The 26,541-nt window shown below is 47.4% G+C and carries 25 protein-coding genes and 1 pseudogene; 10 read left to right on the top strand and 16 right to left on the bottom strand.

Annotated elements, in window-relative coordinates:
- The first annotated feature begins 15 nt into the window (after positions 1 to 15).
- A complete protein-coding gene (locus EBB54_RS32115; RefSeq protein WP_243127509.1) occupies positions 16 to 108 on the top strand; it encodes a putative holin-like toxin in 93 nt (30 codons plus the stop codon).
- 159 nt (positions 109 to 267) lie between these two features.
- Here EBB54_RS32115 and EBB54_RS03715 read toward each other — a convergent pair whose 3' ends face one another.
- The 3 genes from EBB54_RS03715 to EBB54_RS30055 are packed head-to-tail and all read right to left on the bottom strand — an operon-like array spanning position 268 to position 1,654.
- Complete coding sequence (locus EBB54_RS03715; protein ID WP_125126404.1) at positions 268 to 549, bottom strand: DUF5060 domain-containing protein; 282 nt, start codon at positions 547 to 549, stop codon at positions 268 to 270.
- Complete coding sequence (locus tag EBB54_RS03710; RefSeq protein ID WP_125126403.1) at positions 536 to 1,441, bottom strand: glycoside hydrolase family 43 protein; 906 nt, start codon at positions 1,439 to 1,441, stop codon at positions 536 to 538. The genes EBB54_RS03715 and EBB54_RS03710 overlap by 14 nt, the downstream gene beginning before the upstream one ends.
- A gap of 3 nt (positions 1,442 to 1,444) precedes the next feature.
- On the bottom strand, positions 1,445 to 1,654 hold the full coding sequence (locus tag EBB54_RS30055; protein ID WP_162307074.1) for a hypothetical protein: 210 nt from the start codon (positions 1,652 to 1,654) through the stop codon (positions 1,445 to 1,447).
- 189 nt (positions 1,655 to 1,843) lie between these two features.
- Here EBB54_RS30055 and EBB54_RS03705 point away from each other — a divergent pair, with 189 nt between their 5' ends.
- Positions 1,844 to 2,938 carry an AraC family transcriptional regulator gene (locus EBB54_RS03705; RefSeq protein ID WP_125126402.1) on the top strand — a complete coding sequence of 365 codons (1,095 nt, stop codon included), beginning with the start codon at positions 1,844 to 1,846 and terminating at the stop codon, positions 2,936 to 2,938.
- A 93-nt stretch (positions 2,939 to 3,031) separates the two neighbouring features.
- Here EBB54_RS03705 and EBB54_RS03700 read toward each other — a convergent pair.
- Positions 3,032 to 3,289 (bottom strand): annotated as a pseudogene (locus tag EBB54_RS03700) (hypothetical protein); the annotation flags it as partial.
- A 313-nt stretch (positions 3,290 to 3,602) separates the two neighbouring features.
- On the opposite strand from EBB54_RS03700, the gene EBB54_RS03695 reads away from it, so the two are divergent.
- The gene (locus EBB54_RS03695) at positions 3,603 to 5,240 is read left to right on the top strand and encodes a Na/Pi cotransporter family protein (protein ID WP_243127507.1); all 1,638 of its coding nucleotides are present in this window, start codon (positions 3,603 to 3,605) and stop codon (positions 5,238 to 5,240) included.
- 61 nt (positions 5,241 to 5,301) lie between these two features.
- Here EBB54_RS03695 and EBB54_RS03690 read toward each other — a convergent pair whose 3' ends face one another.
- The 6 genes from EBB54_RS03690 to EBB54_RS03665 all read right to left on the bottom strand — a co-directional run bounded on the left by EBB54_RS03690 (position 5,302) and on the right by EBB54_RS03665 (position 14,555).
- Positions 5,302 to 8,088: an ABC transporter permease gene (locus EBB54_RS03690; protein WP_243127506.1), complete on the bottom strand. Its 2,787-nt coding sequence runs from the start codon at positions 8,086 to 8,088 to the stop codon at positions 5,302 to 5,304.
- Positions 8,018 to 8,806: an ABC transporter ATP-binding protein gene (locus tag EBB54_RS03685; RefSeq protein WP_125126400.1), complete on the bottom strand. Its 789-nt coding sequence runs from the start codon at positions 8,804 to 8,806 to the stop codon at positions 8,018 to 8,020. The genes EBB54_RS03690 and EBB54_RS03685 overlap by 71 nt, the downstream gene beginning before the upstream one ends.
- Positions 8,807 to 9,233: 427 nt before the next feature.
- Positions 9,234 to 10,721: a glycoside hydrolase family 32 protein gene (locus EBB54_RS03680; RefSeq protein ID WP_125126399.1), complete on the bottom strand. Its 1,488-nt coding sequence runs from the start codon at positions 10,719 to 10,721 to the stop codon at positions 9,234 to 9,236.
- Between the two features lie 237 nt (positions 10,722 to 10,958).
- On the bottom strand, positions 10,959 to 12,611 hold the full coding sequence (locus EBB54_RS03675; protein WP_125126398.1) for a type 2 periplasmic-binding domain-containing protein: 1,653 nt from the start codon (positions 12,609 to 12,611) through the stop codon (positions 10,959 to 10,961).
- 92 nt (positions 12,612 to 12,703) lie between these two features.
- On the bottom strand, positions 12,704 to 13,612 hold the full coding sequence (locus EBB54_RS03670; RefSeq protein ID WP_016297435.1) for a carbohydrate ABC transporter permease: 909 nt from the start codon (positions 13,610 to 13,612) through the stop codon (positions 12,704 to 12,706).
- Positions 13,613 to 13,622: 10 nt separating this feature from the next.
- On the bottom strand, positions 13,623 to 14,555 hold the full coding sequence (locus EBB54_RS03665; protein WP_016297436.1) for an ABC transporter permease: 933 nt from the start codon (positions 14,553 to 14,555) through the stop codon (positions 13,623 to 13,625).
- 421 nt (positions 14,556 to 14,976) lie between these two features.
- Here EBB54_RS03665 and EBB54_RS03660 point away from each other — a divergent pair, with 421 nt between their 5' ends.
- The 4 genes from EBB54_RS03660 (at position 14,977) to EBB54_RS03645 (ending at position 18,054) form a co-directional block, all read left to right on the top strand.
- On the top strand, positions 14,977 to 15,993 hold the full coding sequence (locus tag EBB54_RS03660) for a LacI family DNA-binding transcriptional regulator (RefSeq protein WP_016297437.1): 1,017 nt from the start codon (positions 14,977 to 14,979) through the stop codon (positions 15,991 to 15,993).
- 6 nt (positions 15,994 to 15,999) lie between these two features.
- Positions 16,000 to 16,575 (top strand): hypothetical protein, encoded by a 576-nt coding sequence (locus EBB54_RS03655; protein WP_125126397.1) that lies wholly within the window; start codon positions 16,000 to 16,002, stop codon positions 16,573 to 16,575.
- Between the two features lie 6 nt (positions 16,576 to 16,581).
- Positions 16,582 to 17,193 (top strand): hypothetical protein, encoded by a 612-nt coding sequence (locus EBB54_RS03650; RefSeq protein ID WP_125126396.1) that lies wholly within the window; start codon positions 16,582 to 16,584, stop codon positions 17,191 to 17,193.
- A gap of 120 nt (positions 17,194 to 17,313) precedes the next feature.
- Positions 17,314 to 18,054, top strand: a complete 741-nt coding sequence (locus EBB54_RS03645; RefSeq protein ID WP_148099334.1) for a hypothetical protein — start codon at positions 17,314 to 17,316, stop codon at positions 18,052 to 18,054.
- Positions 18,055 to 18,057: 3 nt separating this feature from the next.
- Here the strand turns inward: EBB54_RS03645 and EBB54_RS03640 are convergent, their stop codons facing one another.
- Together EBB54_RS03640 and EBB54_RS30985 are read right to left on the bottom strand one after the other, a co-directional pair.
- Entirely contained in the window at positions 18,058 to 19,203 is a 1,146-nt protein-coding gene (locus EBB54_RS03640; RefSeq protein WP_125126394.1) for an aldo/keto reductase, read from the bottom strand.
- A gap of 40 nt (positions 19,204 to 19,243) precedes the next feature.
- A complete protein-coding gene (locus EBB54_RS30985) occupies positions 19,244 to 19,873 on the bottom strand; it encodes an RpnC/YadD family protein (RefSeq protein ID WP_243127504.1) in 630 nt (209 codons plus the stop codon).
- A 268-nt stretch (positions 19,874 to 20,141) separates the two neighbouring features.
- Between EBB54_RS30985 and EBB54_RS03630 the strand changes: the two genes are divergently transcribed.
- From EBB54_RS03630 to EBB54_RS03620, 3 genes are read left to right on the top strand one after another with little or no spacing between them, the layout of a single operon-like run.
- A complete protein-coding gene (locus EBB54_RS03630) occupies positions 20,142 to 21,359 on the top strand; it encodes a tyrosine-type recombinase/integrase (protein ID WP_016294731.1) in 1,218 nt (405 codons plus the stop codon).
- Complete coding sequence (locus tag EBB54_RS03625; RefSeq protein WP_125126393.1) at positions 21,352 to 22,350, top strand: tyrosine-type recombinase/integrase; 999 nt, start codon at positions 21,352 to 21,354, stop codon at positions 22,348 to 22,350. Before EBB54_RS03630 ends, EBB54_RS03625 begins: the two co-directional genes overlap by 8 nt.
- Positions 22,343 to 23,347 carry a tyrosine-type recombinase/integrase gene (locus tag EBB54_RS03620; protein WP_016294733.1) on the top strand — a complete coding sequence of 335 codons (1,005 nt, stop codon included), beginning with the start codon at positions 22,343 to 22,345 and terminating at the stop codon, positions 23,345 to 23,347. The genes EBB54_RS03625 and EBB54_RS03620 overlap by 8 nt, the downstream gene beginning before the upstream one ends.
- A 106-nt stretch (positions 23,348 to 23,453) precedes the next feature.
- Here the strand turns inward: EBB54_RS03620 and EBB54_RS03615 are convergent, their stop codons facing one another.
- The 4 genes from EBB54_RS03615 to EBB54_RS03600 form a co-directional block, all read right to left on the bottom strand.
- Positions 23,454 to 23,816: a hypothetical protein gene (locus EBB54_RS03615; RefSeq protein ID WP_125126391.1), complete on the bottom strand. Its 363-nt coding sequence runs from the start codon at positions 23,814 to 23,816 to the stop codon at positions 23,454 to 23,456.
- A 207-nt stretch (positions 23,817 to 24,023) separates the two neighbouring features.
- A complete protein-coding gene (locus EBB54_RS03610) occupies positions 24,024 to 24,986 on the bottom strand; it encodes a sensor histidine kinase (protein WP_125126390.1) in 963 nt (320 codons plus the stop codon).
- A 74-nt stretch (positions 24,987 to 25,060) separates the two neighbouring features.
- Positions 25,061 to 25,552: a response regulator transcription factor gene (locus EBB54_RS03605; RefSeq protein ID WP_243127865.1), complete on the bottom strand. Its 492-nt coding sequence runs from the start codon at positions 25,550 to 25,552 to the stop codon at positions 25,061 to 25,063.
- Positions 25,553 to 25,893: 341 nt separating this feature from the next.
- Complete coding sequence (locus tag EBB54_RS03600) at positions 25,894 to 26,535, bottom strand: helix-turn-helix domain-containing protein (RefSeq protein ID WP_125126389.1); 642 nt, start codon at positions 26,533 to 26,535, stop codon at positions 25,894 to 25,896.
- Between the last annotated feature and the right edge of the window lie 6 nt (positions 26,536 to 26,541).

Genomic DNA, 26,541 nt, shown 5'->3' with positions numbered 1-26,541 from the left:
AAGGAGGGGATAACGATGATTACATATCAGGATTTTTTCTTGTTTTGTACATTTGTTGTCGCCCTTATCAGTCTGTTATATCAGATTTTTAGGGATAAAAAGAAATAGCCGCCACTACTGCCAATAGTGACGGCTGACCTTGTAAAAGGTTACTGCTAAAACTTATTCGGAGGGTAGCCGCTTCTTTGTTTTCCCTCTTTTCATATCATAACACGGTCAAAAAGCTAATTCAAGAGTCTTTGATACTTTTGAAAGCAAAAATATCCGTCAAATGTTGCAGATTGCATTCCCCTGGTATACAAAACTCCGCCAAATAGAAGGAATAGCAGAAAATCTTCTCATGACATAATCCAGATATACTAGTGTGCTGGCCGCGCCCGTCTTCCTGGGCAGAAATCGAAGATAATAATTTCCATCTTCTCCATAAAAACCCTTTACAACCGTTTTTTCTTCCCCATGTACAAATTCAGCCTGCAGCTCTACTGCCACCTCGGACAGCACTGGCTTATGTGACCGAAATTTCATCTCATACATTTCAAACTGCTTCATGTTCGGCCTCCTTTATATCTGACAGCATTAACCGATCTCCTTCTAATACTAATCTCTTAAAGCATGGCCGTTCCTTTGCTCTATCATTCGGATAATGTAATACAAAGTATCTTTCTCCTTCAAGACTCTGAAATACCATTCCATGCCCTCCGTTTTCCGGCCAGATTGGTGTTTCTATCTGTGTCCATGGTCCCTCCACTGTCCCATTTTCAGAAACCGCCGCGCCGACCGCATAACTTCCGTTGCTCCAGCTTGACCACGTAAGATATAGTTTCCCATTTTCCATCCGGAACACACAGGGGCCGTCCGAAAAATAGACATCCCCCTTCATGCCGAATTCTTGTTCCGCAAATGGGACAGGCTTTGACCAGGGCGCCTCCTTTGCGGAGAAAAGCACTCTTGGACAAGTCTTTGCCGAAGAAAGGTCACTTTCCAGTTCTTCCAGACAGATATCTGCATTCGGAGTGTCTTCAAAGCTATGAGAGTAGATCATGTATACATGATTATTTTCAAAATACAAAGTTGCATCAATACAAGTCCAGTTTTCCGGTGTCAGCCGGCCGCCATAAGGCACGAACCCTCCATCCGGATGATCTGACACTAACAGATAAATCCCTTTTTTCATTTTCGGCCCGCCAAATGTAGTCAGCAGATAGAATCGTCCGTTATAGTAATAGCATTCCGGAGCCCAGAAGCTTTCTGTAGCGAAAAAGTCAACTGGACGCCGAAAAATTTCCATCGGCCCGTCCCAGTGTTCCATATCAGAACTTTTATAGCAGTCAAAACCTTCCGCGTTTCCCCAGCAGGTATTGCTGCGGGTTCCATATAAATAGTAACTGCCGTCATGTACAAGAACATATGGATCTCTGATATTTATTTCGTTCGTATACATTTATTATCCTCTTCCTTCTATCTTTTCATTTCCAGCCTGCTTTCTGCGCGCCAACTCTGCCAGGACCTCCGGTTCCTCTTCATCATACTGATATACCATTTTAAATCCAATCATAAGAATAATGAGGATTGCCGCAGGAGCCCATGCAAACAGGCACTTCTGTAATTCTTCCATGTTTTTCTCCTTTTCCTTTTGATTATCAATTCTTTTCATAAAGCTATCTTGATTTTCACCTGTCAGCTTCCCCCCCTGTTTTCATCTTCTATTTATTTGATGTAACAATAGTACCATAAAACGTCATTATATTCCTGACATATATTTAAAATAAAATGACATCTGATAAAGAACATGATACACTTAAATTAAAGTTGAAAATAGGTTTTCTGACAAGGAAGGAATACTATGGAAAAAGAGCATATTGAAATACTATCCTCGCTGACAGAGTTAAATGATGCCGAAAAATTTTTATTAAATTTTCTAAAAAGCTATCCTGAATATCGTCTAAGAGTTATCGGCTCGTCTGATAAAGACGAGACTGCTTATGAACATCTTTTAAATCTGATGAGTAAGATGTGGAAACAGTATTTTCCAAAAGTCCCCTTTTTCCTTGAAGGAACCTCTTACTATTTGAACGAGGATTTTTTTATCCCGCAAGATCAAAATGTTGCAATCCGACAAAACCTCCGCTATATGCCGTTCATTCTCCATTCCCACCAGTTCATAGAATTGAATTATGTACTGGCAGGCAGTGGGAGTTCCATGATTACCAAGGATGAAAGATTGCCTTTGCAGGACGGTGATATCATTCTTTGTCCTCCGGGGTTTGTCCATTGCTTTGATTCGCAAAATGCTCAAAGCGTCATCATTGATTTTTTTATACGTATAACAACATTTGATACTGCTTTCTTCCAGCTTTTAAATAATAATAATTATCTTTCAGCTATTTTTTCAAATGCCCTCTACAATTTTGGGGATGGATGTATCATATGGCATTGCATGGGAGATACCAAACTGAAAGACATCGTAATATCAGCATTTACAGAATGGAAAGTTCAAAAGAAATATAGTGGAAAAATGCTTGAAATACTGATGATGCAGTTTTTTCTCATCCTAATGCGCCACCATGAGCAGGAGGCTGTCTTTTCTGTACCCATCATCAGTAGCACAGACAGACTTTTTCAGGCATTGCTGAATTACATGCATGTACATTGCCAGACTATAACGCTCTCTCGCCTGGCCTCCCAGTATAATTATAGTGAACGGCAGATTATCCGCTTACTGAAAAAACATTCCGGGAAAGGATTTTCCGAACTTTTGCTGGATATCCGCATGAATCGCGCTATCCAATTGCTAAAGAACCCTTCCATCCCGATATCCCAGGTTGCTTTTCATGTTGGGTATTCCAATACAAATTACTTTCTTAAATTGTTCAAAAAAACATTTACCTTTACTCCTGAGGATTTTCGCAGACGCCTGCAAAGAGATGAAACGGAATAAAAACCATAAAACTGACCCCGTCTTTAACACTTACAAAAAAGCAAAATAGCGCAATCCCTTGAGTTTACAAGGGTTGCGCCCCTTTTGGTTAGTTTATAAATGTTGTATGGAACAGTTACTTCGAAATTTTTTTATCTTTTTATTCAAATCCTTTGGCTGGTAGTATTTTTTGTCCAGTCCCAGATCAAAAACCGCATTTAAGGCTGTACAGACTTTTGCATTTTCATAAGTGGACATATAGCACATATCCTCCATGTTTGTGACCTCCATATTATTTAATGTTCCGATGATGTTTTCAATTGTAAAGCGCGTACCATACCGGTTCAGTTTTGCTTCCAGAATCCGGCAGACAGCTTTGCTGGCTGTTTTTGCGCATGTAAGCGAAATGACTGTGAATCGTAACAAAAGATGGATTGACAACCCCTCCCAAAACCTATATACTATACACAACAAAGGGAGTAGCTTGCACAGGTCATCCTGTGTTTACTTAGTCGTCAGTACGATTTTCGAATCCGGCTCTGTGATGAAATAGCGAGACTTTGCTGTTGTATATATCGCGGCATTGTCTCGCTTCTTTTACGCTATGCCGGAAAAACACTGCAGGTATACAAAGGAAGAAAGAGCGCTCCCGCGAATCCGAACGCACAGGGCTTCCGGGAGGCAGATGGAGGGAACGAAGATGACTTTTGGAGAGTTGATCATGTTTACAGTCAGGCTGCTTGCAGGGACAGGCGTATTTTTGGTCGGAGTACACCTTCTCACCGCCAATATCGAGCAGCTTGCCACAGGAAAAATCAAGGATCTGTTCGAAAAAACAGCGGACAGGCGGCTGGTCAATGTAGGGATCGGCGCCGCCACCACCGCCCTGATCCAGAGCTCCGGCGTGACCACCGTGCTCATCGTGGGCTTTGTCAACGTAGGGATCATGAACCTGCACCAGGCCGCGGCCATGATCATGGGGGCAAATATCGGAACCACCATCACCGCGCAGATTGCCGCGCTGAGCGCATTTCCGGTGACGACCTACATACAGATCTTTGTATTCATCGGCATGATGATGAGCATGGCCTGCAAAAGCGACAACCTGCAGAAGACCGGATTCATTTTATCCGGCCTGGGCCTCATTTTCATCGGCCTGTCCCTGATGTCGGACGCCATGAAGTACAACCGGGACGCCATACAGCATATGTTTGAGGTGGTCACGAACCCGTTCCTGTTATTCGGGATCGGCATTTTTCTCACGGCCCTGGTTCAGTCCAGCTCCGCGACGACCTCAGTGATCATTGCCATGTCGGTGGCCGGGCTGACCATCGGCACAGGCGGCAATGAGGTTCTCTTCATCATCCTGGGTACGAACATCGGCTCCTGCGTGACCGCGCTGATGTCCTCCTTCACATCCGGCGCCAATGCGAAGCGGGCGGGGCTGATCCACCTGATGTTCAATACCTTCGGTTCGGTCCTCTTTTTCATCCTGCTGATGTGCTGGCCGGATTTTATGAATGACACCTTCCGTACATGGTTCGGATCAGCGGCGACAGAAATCGCCATGTTCCACACCTTTTTCAACCTAACCTGCACCATCTTGTTTCTGCCGTTCTGCAATATATTTGTGAAAATATCGGAGCTTTTGATTCCGGAAAAGAAGGCGGAAACCGCAGTGACCTACCTGGACGAGAGGATGCTGTCCTCTGCTTCCATCGCCATTTCCCAGTTGGAAAAGGAAATGATCCTTTTATCCGACACCGCCATGGATGCATTCCGGACGGCGTACCGCTCCTTTTACAAGAAGGATAAAAGCCTGATCGAACCAAGCCAGGATTTGATTAACCAGGCAGGCGGCATTTACCATACCATCGTCAACTATCTGATCCGGCTGTCCGCCCAGAGCAAGCTGTCCGATGAGGAAAATATCTCCACGCTCCACAACAACGTGGGAGATGTTATGAGGATCGCCGAGATCGCGGATAATTTTACCAAGTATACGCAGAGATCCATCCGGCATGACCTTCATTTTTCCGACAGTGTCAAGGCGGAGATTGACGTCATGGTACAGCGGCTGGAAGAAATGTATGCGCTGACCAAACGGCTGATCCTGGAAAAGGATGAAGGGCTGCTTGCCCAGATCGACCAGGCGGAGCAGGATATTGATGCCTTCCGCAAAAAGCTTTTGAACCGGCACATGGAACGGCTGCATTCCGGCGAATGCAAACCGGAATGCAGCAGCGTCTATATCAACCTGGTGTCCAATCTGGAACGGTTAGGCGACCATCTGACCTATATCGCGCATACGATAGAAGGATGACTGCATCCTCATAACCTCCCGGTACGGCGCTGCCATTCATCGGCAGCGCCGCCGCGCCTCCTCATTCTTCCGCTGTCCTGGCAGTCAGGCTTCTTTTTTCCATCCGTCCGTACATGAACAGGGGGACGCAGATACAGACAACGAAAAGCGCTGCAAGAATGCATCCGGTTTCCATTCCCGGATAGAGAAACTTAAAATACGCGATCCGGTTTTCCATATATAACCGGATCGTCTGCAGGAGCCCGCTTCCCACAGTCAGCACCAGCCCTCCGACGATCATGCAGTAAATGCCTCCCTCCAAAGCAAGCATCCACCTGACCTGCTTCCCGGTCATACCCACGCATTCCATCACCGCCAGTTCTCTCTGCCTGGAAAGAATGCCGGTTGCGATCACATTCAGGTAATTGAGAACCCCCATCAGGATCAATACCAGGCTCAGCGCGCCAAGAATGATGCGGTTCGTCCGGATATACCCCTGCGCGCTCGCCAGAGTATCCGATTTACAATTCACTGCGAGCCCCAGGTTCGCGTCCCTCTGGTTCTCGTCCTGCTGGATTTTCCAGACCGCCGCCTTGGCTGCCGGTTCCAGCTCCGGTTCCACATTCAGATCCATGACGAAACATTTTTCTTTTGTCCCCAGCTTTGCAAATCCCTGTTCACTGACAAGAAAGTACTTGATCCCCGGGCCGAACCATGTCCTTCTTAGTTTTGGAAATCCTTTCGCCTGGGTGTCCAGATAACCGGCCAGCTCCAGCTCTGCCATACGGCAGTTTTCCTCCCGCCAGCTCTCATACTCCGGTTCCGTCATCCGTTCCCAGGAAGCCGTCCTTTCTTCTTTGGAAGGAAGCTGCCAGAATGTGACCGGAAGTCCCGTCGTCTCTTCTGCTTCTTCACTCAAAATCTGTGATAATTCATGATGATGGAGCAGGACGGCTCCCCTTCCATCCCGCAGGCTGTCTATATCGACAGAAAGCCGGTTTTTGTCCGCATATTCTTCCAGTTCCCCGATGTATTCCTCGTCCACGATCTGGACGGTGGCAATCCCCCAGGAAGCCGGCAGTCCCCGCCCTTCTTCCCGAGTCTCGGCCTCCTCCGCTTCTTCCGGGCTCTTAAGCGTCTCCATCAAAGGCGCAAGGGCCTCTGCCCGGAGGTCCATATACAGATAGGCGCCTCTCACCACCACCGCCTGTTCCTTTTCTATCCCCTGAATCGAAAGCAGCTTCTTCTCTGCCTCCTCTGTGATCGGAGAAAAATCGTCATTTTCATTAACTTGCACCGTGTTTCCTTCCGAATCCTGCTCGGAAGTATACACGATGCCCCCGATAATAGAAAAATCCGGGTCTTTTTCAATGGAATGTGTGTCATCTATCCCGGTCGTCAGGACCACCGCCCCCAGAGCCGTGACAACGCCCAGGAACAGGGACGCGATCGTCAGGACACATCGTTTTTTATATCGGATCAGATTCTGCCATGCCATATAGAGAACCGGATTTTGCCGTGCAAAGCGTGTATGCTTCCGGATACCGCCGCGCTTTTTTCCCGTATTTTTCTCCAAAACGCCCCTGTAATGCAGCGCGTCCAGCGGTGTCAGACTTGCCGCCTGGTAAATCGTACAGGCGGCCGCTCCGAATACGACGATGGCTGTAAAGCCCGCGGACGCTATAAGCAGCTCCGGACGGAATACCATAAGATCCGCGGATTTTCCGAAATTGTAGAGGTAGAGGTTTCCCAGAACCCAGGGAACCAAAAACAGGATCACGACGGCTGCTCCCGCAGCTCCCAGTACGGTTCCCTGGCATATCGTAAACACAGTCTGTCTCAGATAGATTTGGCGGATCTGTCTCTGCGTCGTCCCCAGGATATCCAGAAGTCCGATCTGGCGGATCTCCTTCTGCATAGAAATGCCGAATATATTGTAGATCAGGAAGAATACACCCACCAGGACGAGAACCGCGCAGAAAACCGCCATCCCGTATCCCCCTAAAAACCCATTTACCACAATATAGCCGTACCGGTTCCCGCCGAGGAAACGCTGTGTCCGGTCCCTGACCTGGATATCCTCATACAGACGGTCTTCGACGCTGTATCCGTCGATGGTACTTTTCTGGCAGATCAGCAGCAGGTCCGGCTCCTCCAGGCTCATCCCCCACTTCTGCACCTGCGCTTCACTGGTATAGCCCACAGGCAGAGAAATTCCCGGGTCCTCATATTCCCGGAACCAGCCGCACAGTGTAAAATCTATTTCCTCCCTCTGCCCTGTGGCAAGCACTGCGGATAATTTCAGCGTCATCCCCTCTTTGGGTTCTGAGATATGGAGCGCTTCCAGTGCCCGGACGGAAAGCATCAGCTCCCCCTCCTTCTGGGGATAGTTTCCATGGATATGGGTATAGGCTGGCGTCTGCATCTTCTCCCAGGCTACCGAATCCACTACTTCCAAACCGGAGATCCCCTCTTTTCCGCTGTAGAGCAGACCGGCCTCCACCTTTCTGCCTACGCAGTCCACATAATCCAATTCCTGAATTGCATGGTACTGTTCCATCGTGCCCCGCTCCAGGGAAGACGCTGCCACGGTTCCATTTCCTCTGGCCGCCTGCAGATAATCCGCTTCCATTTTCCCGTAAGCAATACTGAATACCGTACACAATACAATGATACCAAGTGCAGAGGCTCCTGCCAGAAGCCGGTTTCTTCCTCTGCCAAACCGCCGGCATGCCTTTGCCAGAAGCCTGACTGCATCCTGATTGTTGTTGGGAGTGTTTCTTCCGAAGATCCGCATCTCAATCCCTCCCTTCCGGTCTGTCAGGGGAGGCTGTACCGCCGGTATCTCTGGCGGCAGTTGTACCGGCATCCCTTGCACCGGCCCTTCCGGCCAGATGAGTTCCGGCATCTATCCCGCCGTGCCGCATAGCGATCTTCCCGTCCTCTATGGGCAGTATCCGGTCCGCCATCTGAGCCACTTCCTCATCGTGGGTCACCAGGATGACCGTCTGATGAAAATGCACCGCACAGGTTTTCAGAAGCCCTGCCACCTCCATGCTGGCCCGGGAATCCAGGTTGCCGGTGGGCTCATCGGCCAGAATGATGGCTGGCTTTACACTCAGCGCCCTTGCGATGGCCGCCCTCTGCTGCTGCCCTCCGGAGAGGGTGGAAGGCATCTGCCCCATTTTGTCTTCAATCCCCAGGGTCTGTATGATTTTTTTCAAAAATGCTTCGTCTGGGGTCAGGCCGTCCAGCCGCAGGGGCAGGATGATATTTTCATAGACATTTAACACCGGCACCAGGTTGAACTGCTGGAATACAAACCCGATGTTCCGTCTCCGGAAGATGGTCTTTTCATCCCTTTTCATAGATTTCAGGCTCTGCCCGCGGATCAGCACGTCCCCTTCGGTGGGCGTATCCAGGCCGCCCAGCATGTTTAAAAGCGTGCTCTTTCCCGAGCCTGAGCTTCCCACCAATGCCGTAAATTCCCCTTCTTCGATGGAAATGTCCACGCCGTCCAGAGCCCGAACCTCATACTCTCCGTTCACAAAATACTTTTTCAATCCGCATGTTTTCACAATCTCCATAAATGAAATCCCTCCTTGTCTTTTGCCGTATCCGGAGCGCACCGCTTTTTTTGCCGGAACAGTCCAGCGGCTGCGGACAGCCCCGCCGGCCTGCAGTTCTTCCCCGGCCGGGCGTCAGACCGCCTGGATACGTTATATCCTGCAGTATACAAGGGAAATCTAACAAATTGCTAACAAACAGTTACTATTCACAGCCATATAAAAATCAGCAGACAGATTCGTCAAGCACAGCTTGTAAGAAGCTGTTTGATGATTTTTATATGACTGGAATCAGTCACTTCACCCACATAAGCAAAAAATCAAGATGCGCAGCATCGGCAGACGGCTTTGCCGGCTGTTTTTGCGCATGTGTGTGAAGTGGCTGTGAATAGTAACAACAAACAAAAAAATTCGTGCTTTTCAGCATGAACCAGCTGCTTGAAGCAGTCTATGCAAGATCATATTTCACAACATCAATCTTGGCAGTCCCATCTGCAAAAAATGACACCCTGTCCGCATCCTGATCCGTATACATCGTTGCTGATAATACCTGTTCCCCATCATTTACAAAGACCTCCACACTGAACCGGTCCAGGATAATCCTCAGCTTCAATTCTCCATCCAACGTATTCACCAAGCTGCGCCTCTGGTGGATACTGGCCCTCCTGGAGCCGGAGAATTTTCTGTCTATTTTTAAAATGGATTCCCTTGGACGGAAGCTGAGTGAAGTATGATATCTTTCGTTCTGGGCAAACCGGACTGCAAATTTCTGGTACAAGTCCTGCGGATCTCCCTGACGGATGGTAAGCAGCATATCCATTCTTCTTCCCTTAATTCCGTCAAGCCAGACCGTCTCTGCCACCGTTACACCTGTATATTCTACTTTATTACATCTCATCGCATCAAGCTCTTTTAGCGGTTTCTGATAAAGCCTGTTGTTTTTTATTGACAATTCTCTCGGAAGGCTCATCTGTCCAAACCATGGTTCTTCATGCGAACGGATGCCGCAGGAATCCCAGTTTTGCATCCACCCGATCATAACCCGCCTTCCGTCCGGTGTGAGCACCGTCTGAGGGGCATAGAAATCAATCCCATAATCCACCGACTGGTTATGCATTTCCTGAAATACACCTGCATCCTCATCAAAGTCCCCAATCAGGCAGAGTGTTCCGTTTCCATTATGATACTCAAATCTTTCCGGGAGCATATCCTGGGGACTGGTAAGCAGTACCCATTTTCCATCCAGTTCAAAAAGATCCGGGCATTCCCACATTTTCCCGAATCGATTAAAATTAGAGACAAGGATATTCTTGTACTCCCATTGAAAACCATCCTCACTGGTATACAAAAGAATCTGCCCGCTTCCGTCTGCCGGACGGTTTCCTATGATGCAGCAGTAAGTTCCGTCTTTTTTTCTCCATATTTTGGGATCTCGGAAATCGGCTCTGCTGCACCCTTCCGGCAGATCCTTTGCATCCAAAACCGGATTGTGTTCATACTTTTCATAATCCATCCCGTCGCCTATTGCAATACACTGCGTCTGCAATTCTTCGCCTTGGGTGCTATAATGCTTATGTTCTTTTGAAACGCCCGTGTACATGAGCATCTGTCTGCCGTCCGGAAGCTCTATTGCACTTCCGGAAAAGCAGCCTTCCATATCATAGAATTCATCTGGAGCAAGCGCAGCCGGACGATACTCCCAATGGAGCAAATCTCCGCTCACCGCATGTCCCCAGTGCATCGGCCCCCACTTGGATTCATATGGATAATATTGATAAAACATGTGATACTGCCCCTTATACCAGGAAAATCCGTTGGGGTCATTCATCCAGCCTGTACGGGGAGACAAATGAAATTCCGGGCGTTCCCCTTTCTTTATCGTCTTTTCAAATACCTCTTCATATTTCCGTGCTTCACGTAATGTCTGGCTCGTCATACAATAATTGCCTCCTAAACTCTATTTCTAAAAATCAAGCGCCCACCAACTGCCCAATATCCATACATACTGACCTGGATATTAGGCTCACTGCCGTGTAACAGTCAAATATCCCGCAGCAAGTTACGGGGTATTTGACTCTCGCGGCAGTCGCCAAATATCATGCGAGCATATCTAATTGGCTCGTTGCTTCGCAGGAATAAAACTGCCTATAGCGGTCATTTCCCGGTTTTCGGTTTACCGCGCTTCCATATAGCGGTCATACGCATCCTGATAAACCTTCAAAAGCTCCTCCATCCCGCAGGTATCTTTAAGCTTCTTCACATAGGCGTCCCACTCACTATCCGTAGGTCCGCCTTCTTTGATCCACAGCCCCTCCTGCTCGGATACGGCATTTTCAAAATCCGTCTTATAGCGGTCGATCACATCCAGCTCATCCTCTGTAAATACACAGTCTGTCGGATATGCCGCCTTCTCATCCACATAAGGCATCCAGGTCTCATACAAATCTGTCAGCCGGATAACCGCGGCATCCTCCAGCGCAAAAGTGGAACCATAATAATTACTCAAAATCAACTTCGGGCCGTATACCTCACTTACGCCCTTCAGCTCCGCAACACTTTTCCCATATTCCTTCTGTGCATCTTCTTCCGTAATGCTCTGCCATACTCCATCTTCATCCTGCCCGGTAAAGTACGTCCCGATCGGGCCATACTGCAGCTGCATCACATTTTCCGGATCATACCACTGGTCGAAAAATTTCAGCAGATTTGCCGGACTCTTACATGCGCATGTAATGCTCAGGTTCCCGCAGCTAAGGGGCGGCGCCGAACGAAGGGTGACATTGTGGGTTCCATCCGGCCCGTCAAGAACCGGCAGATATACATAGTCATCCTTATGTTCTCCCCACAGGTCAAACCACCACCAGGTACCGACCCCTACCTTTCCCTGCTGGCATTTCGCCATCAGCTGCTTGTCATCCTGGCTGAACATCTCGACATCCATCAGTCCCTCGTCATACCAGTCATGGAAATAAGTCAGAGCCTCCCGATACTTCTCATCTGCACACACGAAATCCACTTTCCCATCAGCATTTAACTCTAAATCATTTATCACGTCATTGGGCCAATTCGTAAATCCAAATCCTGCATAGAACACATTCTGTCCCCAGCACCACTGGTCAAACCCAGTACTCATTGGGATTGTACTGCCCTCTTCATTTCCATAGTAGGTTGCCATGTCATTTTCTTCAAATGCCTTCAAGACTTCATGCAGTTCATCCAGAGTCTCCGGAACCTCCAGGTTCAGTTCATCCAGCCATGCTTTGTTGATCATGGCAAACTGCGGGAACTGGTAGATATTGTAATCCTCCCCGGCTCCGATGCCGGCAGTTCCCATCCTCTCTCCGGATGGAAGACCGTAGATCCCTCCGTCGCTCATGGTGATCGCACTTCGAATATCCGGATTCTCTTCCAGTATCTTTGACAGGTTCGGCATATATTCTTCCGTCAGGTACGGACTCAGATCAATGAACGCGCCGTCGCTTCCATAGGTCGTGATATCATAATTACTGAATCCGACTGCCATAAATGCATCTGGAAGCTGTCTCCCGGCAATCCGAATATTGACCTGCTCTGCCAGAGAATCGCTCATTACATTCCAATTGATCTTAATCCCCGCGTCCTCCTGCATCTGGTTTAGAACCTCATTATCTTCATATCCCGGGCTCAGCGCACTGATTCCTCCCATAATCGTAAAATCCGTCTGAGAAGTATCTGTATTGGTGACACCGGGTTCATAATAATTTTCGACTTTATTTCCACATGCGGCCATCGATACCGTCATGCCTGCTGTCAGCATACAGGAAACCACTCTTTTCCATCTCTTCAATTATCCCATCTCCTTTTCCGAAAATTCCATATCCATCCGTCCATCCCGCCATACATTGCCCCGGGGATGGGCGGAACTGATCCAACCATATGTTAACCCTTGACCGCGCCTGCCATCATACCCTTCTCAAAGTATTTCTGGACGAACGGATAGATGATCAGCATCGGGAGGGCCGCCACGATAACCGAAGAAAACTTGATCATCTCTGTCAGCTTACTGAGTTCCGCGTAACCTCCTGAAATCATGCCCGCCTGGCTTGCGCTTGCCGAACTCTTGATCAAGATATTACGCAGCACCAGCGGCAGCGGCGCATTTTCCTTTCCCGGCAGATAGATGAGAGCCGTAAACCAGTCGTTCCAATAGGCCACCATGCTGAATACTACCATAACTGCCATAATGGACTTACTTAACGGAACCACGATCTTGATGAAAGTCGTCCATTTCGAACAGCCGTCAATCTCCGCGGCTTCAATCATTTCCTTCGGAATACTGTGTTCAAAAAAATTACGGACAATGATCATATTGCCCACGGCAACGCCCCCCGGAAGAAACATCGCCCATATCGTATCAATCAATCCAGTGTCCCTGACTACCAGATATGTAGGCATTAGACCGCCGCCGAAATACATGGTTATAATGAAAAATATACTGATAAATTTTCGTCCTGGCAGATTTTTTACACTCAGCGGATAGGCTGATAAATAGATCATCACTACGGAAAATACCGTCCCGACCACCGTATATTTGATACTGTTGAGGAAGCCGGTGATAATACTCTTATCCGCAAATACGGCCTTGTAACCATCCAGGGTAAACCCGCTTGGAAGCAGGAACGTCTTTCCCGCATATACGTCATAAGGATTGGAAACAGAAGCAACCAGCACGTAGTAAAGCGGATATGCTACCAAAAATACAATAATAAGACAGATCACTACCAGAATAATATCGCTGGTCCTGTCCGATAAACCATGCAACTGTCCTGTCTTTTTTTTCTTTCCCATGCTGCACCTCCTATACAAAGCTTACGTCTTCAGAAATCTTGCTCGTTATCTTATTGACGATAATCAGCAGAATGACGTTGACTACCGTATTAAACAGACCGACGGCTGTTGAATAGCTGTATTTGGCATGTTCAATACCCTGCTGGTAAACATATACCGCAATGACATCACTGGTAGCCTTATTCAGATCCGTCTGGAGCAGGAATACTTTCTCAAACCCAACGTTCATTAAGTTGCCTGCGCTCATAATCAGCATAAGTACGATCTGCGGAACCAGCTCCGGAAGGTCTATATACCGGATCCGCTGGAACAGGGAAGCCCCGTCGATCTTCGCCGCCTCATACTGGGAAACGTCAACATTTGCAAGAGATGCCATGTAGACGATAATCCCCCATCCTGCATCCTGCCAGATACCGGATGCAATATAGATGGTCCTGAACGCAGATGCTTCTGATAAAAAGTCAATCCCTGTTCCGGCAATCAGGTTGATCAGACCGCCCGACGGACTTAAAAATATGCGCAGCATACCGCAGACAACCATAATGGATATAAAATGCGGTGCATAGAGAATCGTCTGTACGGACCGCTTAAACCGCTTGAATCTAAGCTGGTTGATCGCCAGCGACAGGATGATCGGAATCGGGAAGCTCCACAATAAACTATAGAAACTTAACAATATCGTGTTCTTGATCATCCGGATACAGTTTGGGGAACTAAAGAAACGCTGGAACCATTTCAAGCCTACCCATTCACTGCCCCACATCCCGCGCACAGATTTGTAATCACGGAATGCGATCTGGATACCGTACATCGGTACATATTTATAAATAATTGTCAAAATCAATGGAACCGACAACATCAGATATAACTGCCAATGATCGCCCATGCGTTCCCATACCGATTTTTGTTCTGTCTGAGCAGGTGTTCTTTTTGAACTAGCCATAAAATCTCTCCTTCCTTATCTATGGAACTGTCAGAAAGCGCCTGCACCATACGCTGTGAGCCGTTTTGAATCACAGCTGTTATAATATGTAAACAGCACTTCCCAACGTTCCGGGATTCATCTTTGCAGTCAGACCGGCCGTTCCTTCTGCATAACGTTCTTCACCATGGCTTCGTGAAACGTTATATGTATTACTCTAAAATAGTATCACTTTGAATTTTATTTTACAACCATTTTATAACACAAATCCGTCAATTCTTATATTTTTGTGAAAATTAAATAAATAAAACTTAAGCATTTTGTATATTAGTTCTTCATATAACGTTTCATGAAATTTATGAAAATTCATGAAATTATTCTTTACAAATGCATGAATTTGTATTATAATTATTTCACGAAACAGAGAAATGAGGTGTTCATCATGCGCAGGAAAAATACCGCTCCTACTATGAAAGACGTTGCATTGGAGGCAGGCGTTGCATTGGGTACAGTTTCCAAAGTGATCAACGGATTGCCGGTAGGCGAATCCTACCGTCTTCGTGTGGAAGCAGCAATCCAAAAACTTGACTATCATGTAAACAGCTACGCGCAGGGCCTGAAAGCCAGCAAAACTTATACGGTTGCACTGCTGATCCCCAACACATCCAATCCTTTTTTTGCAAAGCTGGTACACCACATCAACACTTCCCTTATGAAGAGAAACTATCGGATGCTTCTGTGTACCACCGACTACGATTCCAGGATGGAGCAGGAATATCTCACCATAACAAAGCAGAACAAAGTGGACGGTATCATCGGCCTGACCTATAACCCGGAACTGCATCCGGATGAAACCATCCCCTTTGTATCTATTGACCGCCCTATGGGAGCACATATCCCCTGTGTTGCAAGCGATAATTTTGCCGGCGGTCAGATGGCGGCGGCAAAGCTGGCAGACTTGGGCTGCAAAAACGTTGCTTTTCTGCGCGTAGGCTCTTCTCTTGACAGCGAACCCAACAAACGAAAGGCCGGCTTTGAAAACGGCTGTCTTATAAAAGGCCTTTCTTTCTCAGAGAAGATTCTGCAGGACGATGATCCTTTAAGCGAGTTTGAAGTTTTCTTAAGAGAGCATCTTTTTGACGGAAAGCTGGAATTTGACGGGCTGTTCTGCGTGACGGACTATATCGCCTATGAGATTATTAAAATACTCCGTAAAATGAATCTGCGGGTGCCGGAGGATGTACAGGTGATTGGTTTTGACGGTATACGGGCTTTCGGGGACGGCGATTACTTCTGCTCTACAATCGTGCAGCCAATTATGGATATTGCCGAAATGTGCGTGGAGCTTCTGTTGCAGGAGCATATGTCTACCAAACCACCCCTTGTCTGCCTCCCTGTATCCTATGCATACGGCGGCACTACAAAAGAAGAGGGCGGCATCGCCAAAGAAAGGAAATGATTGTCAATGAAAAACTGGTGGTATTATCACAAATGGTATGTCCTCTGCGGAGTCATTCTGTTCTTAATCGGAATCGATATCATCGGAAACAACCTTGGGTGGTTCAGGGATACGCCAGATCTCCAGATTGCATATATCGGAGACCATTCTCTGCCGGAGGATATAGCTGCTTCTATCGAAAACACCTTCACCTCTCTGGCGGGAGATTACAATCACGACGGAAAAATACTGGTAAAAATCAACCAGTTTGTCAGCAATATCTCCGCAGGAGATGCCGAAAGTCTTTCCTATCAGCAGGCAGCCGAGATTGCTCTGATCGGGGACATTGATGACTGCACAAGCTACTTCTTCCTGATGGAAGATCCCGGAAAGGTTCAGAGAGATTTCCAGGTACTGGCCATGCCCGATGGAAGCTGTCCGGATGAATATGATTTTTCCGCAGAAGGAAAAGTGATCCCCTGGGATTTTGGTCTGTACCTTGGAAGGCGTTGCTTTTATAGCAGAAGCAAAACTCTCTATGCAGAAGAATGCAGCCAGATCTGGGATACTTTACAGACGGATCAAACACTTACAGGAGGTTGAGAGAAAATGAGAAAAAAATACCGGAATCAGAAGCAAAAAGCCGCTTTGCTCTTTGGCTGTCTGTTTCTGTCTCTGACAGGCTGTTCTTCCGCTTCTTCGGCTGCCAAAGATGGGCAGAAGCAGCCGGAAGGCCAGACAGAAATCGGCACAGTTATGACTGCCAATGCGCCGCAGGAATTTATCTTGCTTGATAATAAGGATGTACTCGCTGCAGACGGACTCTTTTATGCCGCATGGGGTGCCGGTAATCCTGTGCCTTACGAAAACAGTGAGGGAGAAACGATCGACCTCTATAACGCACAGCTGTACCTTCTTGCAAGTGAAGAAAAAAGCGAAAAAGATGCAGAAAAAAGCCGCCAGGCATGGCTTGCTTCTGCCGAAGGCAAATACAAAATCCAAACCACGGACACCATCACCTGCAACAGCCAGTCCTATACCCTGATCACCTATGACTGTATCGGAGAAGACACACCCTATGACCATGGAGTATCCGCATTAGGGGTCTGCGGCGCAAACGCGGTATGCGCGGAACTGACCTGTACAAAAGATTATGACGGAAATCTTACCGCATTACTGAAAGATTTCCTAAATAACTGTCAATATATCCAGCAAAATTAATACCAGGGGGAAACTATCATGGCTTTCTTACACCATCAAAATCAACACGCATCAACCGGACAGCGCCTCACCGGCTTTGCACGATATACCGAGGTTTTAGAACGGAATATCAGGAAATATTTGTTTACAAATCTGATGACTATACTTGGCTTTTTACCTTTTGCAATCGGGAGCGTCTATGCCATCCTCTCTTCCAGCCTGCTTGTTATGCTCTTTGCCGGGATCATCGGCGGAATTTTTGCCGGTCCCGCCCTATCCTGTATGCATGACGCCATTTTCCGCGGCTTTCGGGATGCAAAGCTAAGGTGCTTCCGTGATTATACACATGCCCTGCGGCAGAACTGGCGGCAGGCCATTCTGCCCGGCATCTTATTCTGCCTCCTGCTCGGTTTCGATATCTTTATGGCTATGCTGTTCTGGTGGTCTGCTTCCTTTCCCGGATGGGGAACCATCGCGCTCTATTTATTCAGTATCTTGATCGTTACCATGTGCTTCTCCACCATCTGGCCGCAGATCGTTCTGTTCGAACAGCCTTTCCTCCGGAGCGCCGGGAACTGCCTTTTATTCATGCTCCGGTATTTTCCCAGAGTCCTCGGCACCGCACTGCTCCAGATGCTTTATTGGATTGCCCTTGCCCTTTTCCTCCCATGGTCTGTTGTCTTACTGCCTCTTACCGGATTTTGGTTTATCCTGTATACCGCAGATTTTTTGCTCTATGACACTTTAAATAACAGCTTCCATATCGAAGAACAGATTGCCCGTGCTTATCCTGAACAGGTTCCATTTTACGAGGACGACGAAGCATGGATCAGAAGAAAACAACAGGCAGAGAACGATGATGCCGGCCGCACCGCCCGCTAAAAATCATAAAAATAATTCCTTTGCTTTCCGCATCCGGCCGGTAATCGGTACCTGAAACGGGCATCTGCTCTCACAGCTTCCGCATCCGATACAGTCTGCTGCATTTGCATTTAACTGCTGATAATGCGCACGGACTGTTCCCGGAATTTCATCCTGCATCAAGGCAAGATCATACAGCTTATTCACCATAGCAATATCAATCCTGGCAGGGCATGGTGCGCAATGTCCACAATACGTACACTGCCCTGTTGAAAATGCATGCCGCGGAGCCGATGCCAAGACACTCGCATAGTCTTTCTCCTCACTGGAAGCGGTCTCATATGCCACAGCCTCGTATACATGCTGTGGGTTGTCAAATCCGGCCATTACCGCCGCTACTGCCGGCCGGGTCAGTGCGTAATGAATGCACTGTACAGGTGTCAGCGCGACTCCAAATGGTGATGTCTGTTCCTGAAACAGGCGTCCCCCCGCATATCCTTTCATAACCGTAATCCCAACACGGTTCTGTTCACAAATCTTATACAATTCTTCCCGCTCCGGAGCAATTCCACTCAGGCTTTCATCATATTGCCCCGTAAAATATTGTTCCAGATCCGTAACAGGCGGCAGCAGATCAAAAGCCGGATTGATACTGAATAGGAGCATTTCAATCTCACCATGGCAGGCCGCCATTTTAGCGATGGACGGGTTATGGGAGCTCATTCCGATATGACGGATCTTTCCCTCTTTTTTCAGCTGTCTCACATACTCGATAAATTCCCCATTCATAACCCGGTCAAATTCTTCTGCAGTATCTATAAAATGTATCATTCCCAGATCAATATAGTCCGTCTGAAGCCGTACCAGCAAATCTTCAAAAACCGGTTTCACTTTTTCCAGATCTCTTGATCTGACATATTGCCCATTTTCCCAGATAGAGCCGATATGCCCCTGAATGATCCACCGGCTGCGTTTTCCCTTGATCGCCGATCCGATATTAGACCGGACATTTGGCTCCGACATCCAACAATCCAGAATATTAATTCCCTCTTTTTCACAGGCATCAATCACTGCTTTTACTTCTTCCGTATTATGACGCTCCAGCCATTCTCCACCAAGCCCGATCTCGCTGACCATCAAGCCGGTCTTTCCAAGTTCTCTGTATTTCATAAGCTCTCCTTTGTTCTTCCAAAAATCCTGCGGTATTGTATTATCTTACCACAGCGGTCCCAGAAATCCATTCCTGAACTATACTCAAACCCACATCTAAGATTTTAGCAATCATACCTTCTGACAGGCCCTCTGCCTTCATGTTAATGGCCGCTTCCTTTTTTCCTTCAAGCCTTCCCTCTGCACGGCCCTCTGTGCGGCCCTCTTCCTTCTTTTCATTCCCGAACTGTTCTACCGCCTTTTCCTGGTCAAATAAACCCATCATGATGTTAATAACCTCCTTCTCACGCCCGGACAAATACTCACTCAGCACATTTCTGTCCTTACATATCCTTATTGTTTCCAGCACAGCCTCCCTGGTTTTACCATGCAGTTTCACCTGTTCATTATATACCTTTGTAAAATCTACATACTGGCTGATAATATCGTCTTTTCCCTCTCCATAAAGCACCTTTACGTTTATTTGAATAAAATCCCGATTTCCTTCAAAGAATTCCTCCGAGAGCCGAATCCATTCCGGCCTGGTTTTACGGTCACCCACATATATGACGTAGAGTTCCGGCCTGGGAACAACCAGTTTTTTACTCCCATACCGATTTTGTTTGGTACTCTCAATATACTCATTCCATGTATGCGCAAGATAAAGAAAAATCCTGATAATAATGTTCATCGTCCAATTGGATTGTTATAAAAGGTAAATAGTTATGTAAATACAGGCTCTGTTTCTTAAAAAACAGGGCTTTTTCTTATGTCTTATCATAGCATAACTAATTCTCTAACTCAATAGATTTATCCATGCTCCATCGATGCGTAAAAGCCTCAACCTTTTATTATGTGTCTTTAAATTTTTCAAAAACAGACTCGAATTTCTTCCTATTTTACTATATCTTTAGCATGAAGGAAAGATATTTGGTTCCTGCCAAAGAAAGGAGATAAATATGTTGAAAAATGATTTAGAGCCTCTATCGGAAGCCCTTTTAGATAGGATGACAGACGATGGCTATAGCCAACAGATACTTGGAAAAAGCCGGTGGGTCTTAGGACTGTTCTGCCAGTACTGCAAAAGGAAAGGAATTGAATCCATTTCACTTTCCAACGCAGCTGATTTTGTAGGAGAGCATTTTGATTTTGACCTGTATAACCCCTCTATTCCCATACAGTACGCAATCAGGTATCCGCTCCTGACATTATTTGAATTTGATAAAAACGGAACATATGCCAAGACTCATAATAAGCCGAACAGCGTAGAAATCCCCAGGAATTATGATGCGCTTTTCCAGGAGTATAGGATGTATATTGAGGGATTGGAACTTAAAAGAAGCTCCCGGTTTAAACGCATCCTGACATTCGCAAAGTTTATCCATTATCTTGACGGTATTGGAATAACAGAAATTCATGGAGCCGAAAGAAAAAATGTATATGACTTTATAGAAAGCCTGGACGGGTATGCACCAAAAACTCTACAGGGGCACAAAGTCATCCTGCGCATGATCCTGGACTGGCTTCATGAAGAAGGATACATCCATTTTTCAGGCTGGGATGCACTGCCGGTGATTCATGACGAAACACGGCGCAAGCTCATGTCGTATTATTCAAAAGAAGAAATTGGTCAGATTCTTTCTTCCATTGATACGGACAGCAGGTCTGGGAAGTTTGCATACTGCGCAGTATGTTTTTTTGCTTATCTTGGTATGCGTGCCGGGGATGTCATCCGTCTCCGATTTTCAGATATAGACTGGAACAGGGGCTCGATTCGGTTTAGCCAGCATAAGACTGGGAACCCGCAGATGCTCCCTCTTCTGGATGAAATCCGTTATCCACTTATTGACTATATTAAAAATGCACGTTATCAGAGCAGCGATACAGAACATATCTTTATTACCCTGCGTGCGCCCCATAAGGCCTATGCAAACGGAGGAGTCCTCTACAACGTTGTAGAAGCCTGTATTGAAAAGTCAGGCATTGACTCTGGAGGAAGACACCGGGGGCCGCACGCCTTAAGGCACAGCCTAGCAACAAACCTTATGTCCGGGGATGTCCCGGTCAGCGGGATATCAGATATCCTTGGGCATACCAGTACCCTGACTACAGAAATATATCTTACGATTGATGAGAAACATCTGAAAGAAGTCTCATTGGAGGTGCCAAATGCGTGATATAGATGATTTCAAATTTACCGGCCCATTTTCAAAAGAGATTCCCCTCTATGTGCAGTATAAACGTTCCTGTGGCTATAAAGTGGCAGAAACCGACCTTTATCGGTTGCGGGAGATGGACAGGCTCTTCAAGGAGATGGGCATATCAGAGCCTGTCATTACAAGGGAAATGTACGAAGTCTGGACAGCAGTAAAACCAGGTGAAAGAAAAGTGACTTCGTCCCGCAGGAGGAGCATACTATCTTCCTTTGGGAAATATCTGATATCTAATGGATACCAGGATGTTTATGTCGGGCATGACGACAGGCGTTCCTTCAACAGCGACTATATCCCTTATGTGTTTTCAAAGGAGGAAATCTCCCGCATGTTTGCCCTGCTGGATGAAAACTGTTCCAAAGCTCCCTGCTATGAAAACGAAGCATTCCGTGCAATGATGTCTATGTATTACTGCTGCGGTTTCAGAAAATCGGAAGTTGTTATGCTCAGGCTCTGCGATGTCGATTTCCAGACAGGGAAAGTGACCGTGCTGGATGGAAAAAACCGTGTGAGCAGGATTGTCCTTGCATCAGACACCCTTCTTTCACGAATGGGATCATTCTGTAGTAAATACCATTCACACTCCAGCCCTGATACATTCCTTTTCCACGGAACAAAACATAAAGACAAGCCTTTTTGCAGGGCTTCCCTTTATAAAATGTACCACAGCCTCCTGAAAAATGCCGGTATACCTGACAGGGAGGACGGAAGAGTGCACAGGCTGCATGATTTCAGGCATACCTTCTGTGTCTATGCACTTGAGCAGATGCAGGAAAAAGGGTTTGATACTTATACCTCTCTCCCGCTGCTGTCAGCTTATCTTGGCCATAAGCATATCCGGGAAACGGAATACTATCTCCGCCTGGTTGAAGACAGGCAGGAGAATGTCTTCGAAAAAACAGGGGAATACACACCGGGGTTATTCCCGGAGATTGGAGAAAAGAACCATGGGTAACACGTTTACTTACCATCTGACAAAATATTTTTCTGATTATCTTCCAAACCAGCTTGCTGCTTCCATCCATACCATCCGCTCGTACCGTGATACGTTTGTACAGCTTATGGAATTTTACAAGAAATCTTACCGTATTCCGCCAGAAAAGCTGGAATACAGTTCTTTTTCAGCACAGCGGATTGAAGAATTCCTCAAATGGCTGGAGGACACGCGTAAAATAAGCATCCGGACAAGAAACCAGCGGCTGGCAGCAATCCATGCTTTTTTCAGGTACCTGCAATACCGTGATCCGACAGGGTTCAGCCAGTGTGCCCAGGTGCTGTCCGTACCCTTTAAAAAAGCCCCTGCTGTTCCGGTAAGCTATATGACCCTTGAGGAAACCACTTTCCTGTTTTCCCTGCCAAACCAGAAAGATGACATGCAGCTTAGGGATCTGGCCGTCCTTGTCCTGCTTTATGAGAGCGGGGCAAGGGTGCAGGAATTAACAGACTTATGTCCGTGCCATATCCGTTTTGGAGCAACGAATACCATTACACTACACGGAAAAGGGAATAAAACAAGGCTGGTTCCAATCTGCGATAATGTTGCAAAGATCCTTAAAGTCTATATGAAGCGTTGCGGCAGGGATGTGCCTGACTGTCCCCTGTTTGTAAACCGTAAAGGCGAAAAGCTGACACGTGCCGGGACGCAGTATATCATTGATAAATATATAAATATGGGAAAGAAACAGAAACCGGATTATTTTAAAAGCAGGATTACGAACCACTCCTTCCGCCACAGTAAAGCCATGCATTTGTTGGAAGCGGGGGTCAACCTTGTCTATATTAGGGATCTGCTCGGCCATACATCTATACTGACTACAGAAATTTATGCAAGGACAAACCCTAAGATAAAAGAGGAGCAGCTTAAGAAAAACAGTACATCTATCAATGCAACAGCAAAATATGGTAAAAAAGAAAAGGAAGATTTGATTGACTGGTTGAAAAAGGCCTTATAGCATTGTAAAATGTTATGTAAAGAAACAGCCGTCGCAAACCCTTGATATTTCAGGCCTGAGATGGCTAACTTTACATAACTATTTACCTTTTATAACAAGCTTTATGTTATGCATAACATAAGGATTGCGCCTCCAGCATTAAAAGTAATTTTTCACGAACCGTCATACCCAAGTCATTGTATTCCTGGTCAGTGAAAACATTTTTTATCGTCACATTCCCTATATCTGCTTCTGTTACATCCGTATCTTCCGGATGGATTGCCTGATATAACTGCAGGGCATACTTACGATCCCCGAACAGGTCACGAAATACAGAATCCTTAGACGTTGTTTTCACATCTGATTTTTGAGAGTCAGGTTCCGGTATTACTGTTCCCTTTCCCGATTCGTCCGTTCTCATGTGCAAATCAGCAGACTTGGTCCGTGCCTCTCCCATTTTGCTGTTTACACCTGTCTCTTTTTTATCCATCGTATTTCCTCCGCCTCCCATTCCCCGCTGCTCTGCCTGTATCTTCATTATACTAAAAGAATGTTTGCTTTTCAAGCATTGGGGAAGCAGGCAACCGGAGATCGTTCCAGATAGGTTACTGTTCACACGGCACCTTGCACTGCACTGCAAGGTGTCCGACCAATGAAGTGATGACAGCGATATATCCAGCCCCTCGCCGAAGGCGACTTAAAATGGGCTGGATACTGTTACTGGAGCACCCGTAGGGTGTGAACAGTAACCCAGATAGATTTCCACGCAAGTCCCGTCCTCCTGCCGTTTCAGCTTTACAAATCCGCCGTGCAGAAGAACGATCTCCCTTGTCAGATACAGCCCCAACCCAAAGCCTTCTGTTTTCCCGGCATTGCTGCCTCTGTAAAAGCGCTGGAACACTCGGGCCTCGTCCCCCTCCTCGATGCCGGTCCCGTGATCGCTGACCCAGATCCGCACAAACATTTCATTTTGCTCCGCGCCCAGCAGGATCTCGCCGCCTGACCCTGGCGGGGAATATTTGACCGCATTGTCCAACAGGTTGAAGACCGCCTCCCCCAGCCAGTCCGCGTCGTGGGGATGGAACAGCGTTTCCGGGAACCGGGTGCAAATCCGCAGCCCCCGCCTGCGCGCCTTTTCCTCTGCCTGGCTGACCGCCTCCGACAGTGTCAGCAGAAGATCCGTGTCCAGCGGGCGGATCTGGATGATCCGATGCTCCAGCCTGGACATTTTGATGAAGCTTTCCGCAAGGAAATGGATCTTTTTTTCGGAAAGCATCACCGCCTTGAGATAGCTTTTCTGTTCCTCTCTGCTCAGATCCTCATCCTGCAGAAAATCCAGATATGTCTCAATATTGGCAAGGGGCGTCCGCATCTGGTGGGCGATCTCCGTGATCAGGTTTTTGATGGAGTCCCGGTCCTGTTCCAGACGCGCGTGATACCCCTTCGTCATGCTCTGCAGCCGGAAAAGCTGGTGGGTGATCTTCGATAACAGCGTCTCCTGATCAGCCCTCCGCTCTGGAAGCTCCCTGCCGTCCAGTATGCACTCCAGCATGGACGAGATCTCTGAAAGCTCCCGCTCCCTGTATTTTCCCTGCCAGTACCAGACGGCGCCGGTACTAAAAGCTGCCAGCGCCGTTGTGATGATACACCATATTCCCATTTTTCTATTCCACCCTTCTGCTCTGCAGTTGATCTCCCCTGAAAAGCTGCGCGCAGTGCCCATCCCCCGGAACATCATTCCCCGAATACATACCCCTGCCCAAACACATTTTTGATATACACGGGATTGGCCCCATCCGGCTCGATTTTCCTGCGCAGGCGGTTCACCGTCACACTGACCGTATTTTCTCCCACAAAGGCGCCGTCCACATCCCATACCTGCTCCAGGATCTGATTTTTGGTAAGGAGCTGCCCTTTGTTCTTTGCCAGGTATTCCAAAAGCCGGTACTCCTTCATCGTCAGCGGGATCTCCTTCCCATGACAGGTGACCCGTTTGCGGGCAAATTCAATCCCAAGCCCTTTATACAAAAAAGCCTCCTTCTTTTCCCTGCATCGGAACAAAACGGCCTGTATCCGTTTGATCAGCACACGCATGGGAAATGGTTTTACCACGTAGTCGTCCGCCCCGGCGGTGAAGGCCCCCAGCATGTCCTCCTCTTCGTCCTGCCCGGTGAGGAAGATCGCCGGGATCTCCTGGTATCTGCGCATATCGCGGCAGAAGCTGATCCCGTCGCCGTCGGGCAGGTTGATGTCGATCAGCAGCAGATCCGGATTTTTTTTCCAGCAGACCCCTGCCCTCCCTGCAGTTCACGGCGGACAGCGTCTCGTATCCCTCTTTCCGAAGCGCGATGGCCAGGGCCTGCCCCAGCAGTTCATCGTCTTCTATGATACCGATGGTTTCCATCTCATTTGTTTCCTTTCTTCTGGATTTGCAGACAGATTCCAGCTATACGGCTGCAATCCGGCAGGCCACAGCAAAATCTGTACTGCGGCATGACCCTTCGTAATACGCTCAGAGCCGTGTAATGCCATGGATTGTTACTGTGAATCGCAACCATTGATTCATTCTATATTTCCAGCAGGTCTTCGCACCTGCATCCCAGCGCGCGGGCCAGCATCAGGACTGTGACTGCTTTTGTATGGTTGATTTTCCTCTGGCGCTGTTCAAAAAGCTGGATCTGCCTGAGAGGAACCTTCGACAGCTCTGCCAGCTCGCTCTGGGATAAACCGGCATACTGCCGGAGACGTTTCAGGTTCGTTTCTTTATAATAATCCGCCAGCTTTTCATCCATCGCAGAGACAAACTGCATAATCTCCATCTCATGATATGCCGGATACATGTTCAGAATGTCACGGACAGATACCGCTTTATAGATGCGCTGAAATGTCTTTCCCGTGTACCATTGATAGAAGGCCAGCGCATGGCCTGCCCAGTATTCCGGAGATTTGTCCAGGTACATCTCTTCCGGCAGATCCGGCAGGTTCAGCCCGCTCTGCCGGATCACCTCTTTTACCAGTTCGCAGCCTGTTTTTCCCGCCACATAGCTGGGGTTGCCTGTCTGGAACTGATATGCCACATCGGATATAAGAAACATCTGAAAAAAATCATCCGGGTCCAGTTCGTATGAGTCGGACGCATAGTCCAGCATATCTCCCATGATCCGCTGCGCCGAATGCAGATAATCCTCAGGATAAGCGTGTATCACCATTTTTGA

The sequence above is a fragment of the Schaedlerella arabinosiphila genome (assembly GCF_003885045.1).
GTDB lineage: Bacteria > Bacillota > Clostridia > Lachnospirales > Lachnospiraceae > Schaedlerella > Schaedlerella arabinosiphila.
This window is presented reverse-complemented; position numbering and strand designations above follow the sequence as displayed.

Excerpts from the sequence above, each read along its gene's own strand:
- EBB54_RS03615 (WP_125126391.1), bottom strand. The coding sequence starts at position 23,816 with ATGGATAAAAAAGAGACAGGTGTAAACAGCAAAATGGGAGAGGCACGG.
- EBB54_RS30985 (WP_243127504.1), bottom strand. The coding sequence starts at position 19,873 with ATGAACATTATTATCAGGATTTTTCTTTATCTTGCGCATACATGGAAT.
- EBB54_RS03660 (WP_016297437.1), top strand. The coding sequence starts at position 14,977 with ATGCGCAGGAAAAATACCGCTCCTACTATGAAAGACGTTGCATTGGAG.
- EBB54_RS30055 (WP_162307074.1), bottom strand. The coding sequence starts at position 1,654 with ATGAAAAGAATTGATAATCAAAAGGAAAAGGAGAAAAACATGGAAGAA.
- EBB54_RS03710 (WP_125126403.1), bottom strand. The coding sequence starts at position 1,441 with ATGTATACGAACGAAATAAATATCAGAGATCCATATGTTCTTGTACAT.
- EBB54_RS03705 (WP_125126402.1), top strand. The coding sequence starts at position 1,844 with ATGGAAAAAGAGCATATTGAAATACTATCCTCGCTGACAGAGTTAAAT.
- EBB54_RS03625 (WP_125126393.1), top strand. The coding sequence starts at position 21,352 with ATGCGTGATATAGATGATTTCAAATTTACCGGCCCATTTTCAAAAGAG.
- EBB54_RS03685 (WP_125126400.1), bottom strand. The coding sequence starts at position 8,806 with ATGGAGATTGTGAAAACATGCGGATTGAAAAAGTATTTTGTGAACGGA.
- EBB54_RS03670 (WP_016297435.1), bottom strand. The coding sequence starts at position 13,612 with ATGGGAAAGAAAAAAAAGACAGGACAGTTGCATGGTTTATCGGACAGG.
- EBB54_RS03690 (WP_243127506.1), bottom strand. The coding sequence starts at position 8,088 with ATGCCGGTACAACTGCCGCCAGAGATACCGGCGGTACAGCCTCCCCTG.
- EBB54_RS03620 (WP_016294733.1), top strand. The coding sequence starts at position 22,343 with ATGGGTAACACGTTTACTTACCATCTGACAAAATATTTTTCTGATTAT.
- EBB54_RS03600 (WP_125126389.1), bottom strand. The coding sequence starts at position 26,535 with ATGGTGATACACGCTTATCCTGAGGATTATCTGCATTCGGCGCAGCGG.
- EBB54_RS32115 (WP_243127509.1), top strand. The coding sequence starts at position 16 with ATGATTACATATCAGGATTTTTTCTTGTTTTGTACATTTGTTGTCGCC.
- EBB54_RS03695 (WP_243127507.1), top strand. The coding sequence starts at position 3,603 with ATGGAGGGAACGAAGATGACTTTTGGAGAGTTGATCATGTTTACAGTC.
- EBB54_RS03640 (WP_125126394.1), bottom strand. The coding sequence starts at position 19,203 with ATGAAATACAGAGAACTTGGAAAGACCGGCTTGATGGTCAGCGAGATC.
- EBB54_RS03655 (WP_125126397.1), top strand. The coding sequence starts at position 16,000 with ATGAAAAACTGGTGGTATTATCACAAATGGTATGTCCTCTGCGGAGTC.
- EBB54_RS03665 (WP_016297436.1), bottom strand. The coding sequence starts at position 14,555 with ATGGCTAGTTCAAAAAGAACACCTGCTCAGACAGAACAAAAATCGGTA.
- EBB54_RS03680 (WP_125126399.1), bottom strand. The coding sequence starts at position 10,721 with ATGACGAGCCAGACATTACGTGAAGCACGGAAATATGAAGAGGTATTT.
- EBB54_RS03610 (WP_125126390.1), bottom strand. The coding sequence starts at position 24,986 with ATGGGAATATGGTGTATCATCACAACGGCGCTGGCAGCTTTTAGTACC.
- EBB54_RS03650 (WP_125126396.1), top strand. The coding sequence starts at position 16,582 with ATGAGAAAAAAATACCGGAATCAGAAGCAAAAAGCCGCTTTGCTCTTT.
- EBB54_RS03715 (WP_125126404.1), bottom strand. The coding sequence starts at position 549 with ATGAAGCAGTTTGAAATGTATGAGATGAAATTTCGGTCACATAAGCCA.
- EBB54_RS03630 (WP_016294731.1), top strand. The coding sequence starts at position 20,142 with ATGTTGAAAAATGATTTAGAGCCTCTATCGGAAGCCCTTTTAGATAGG.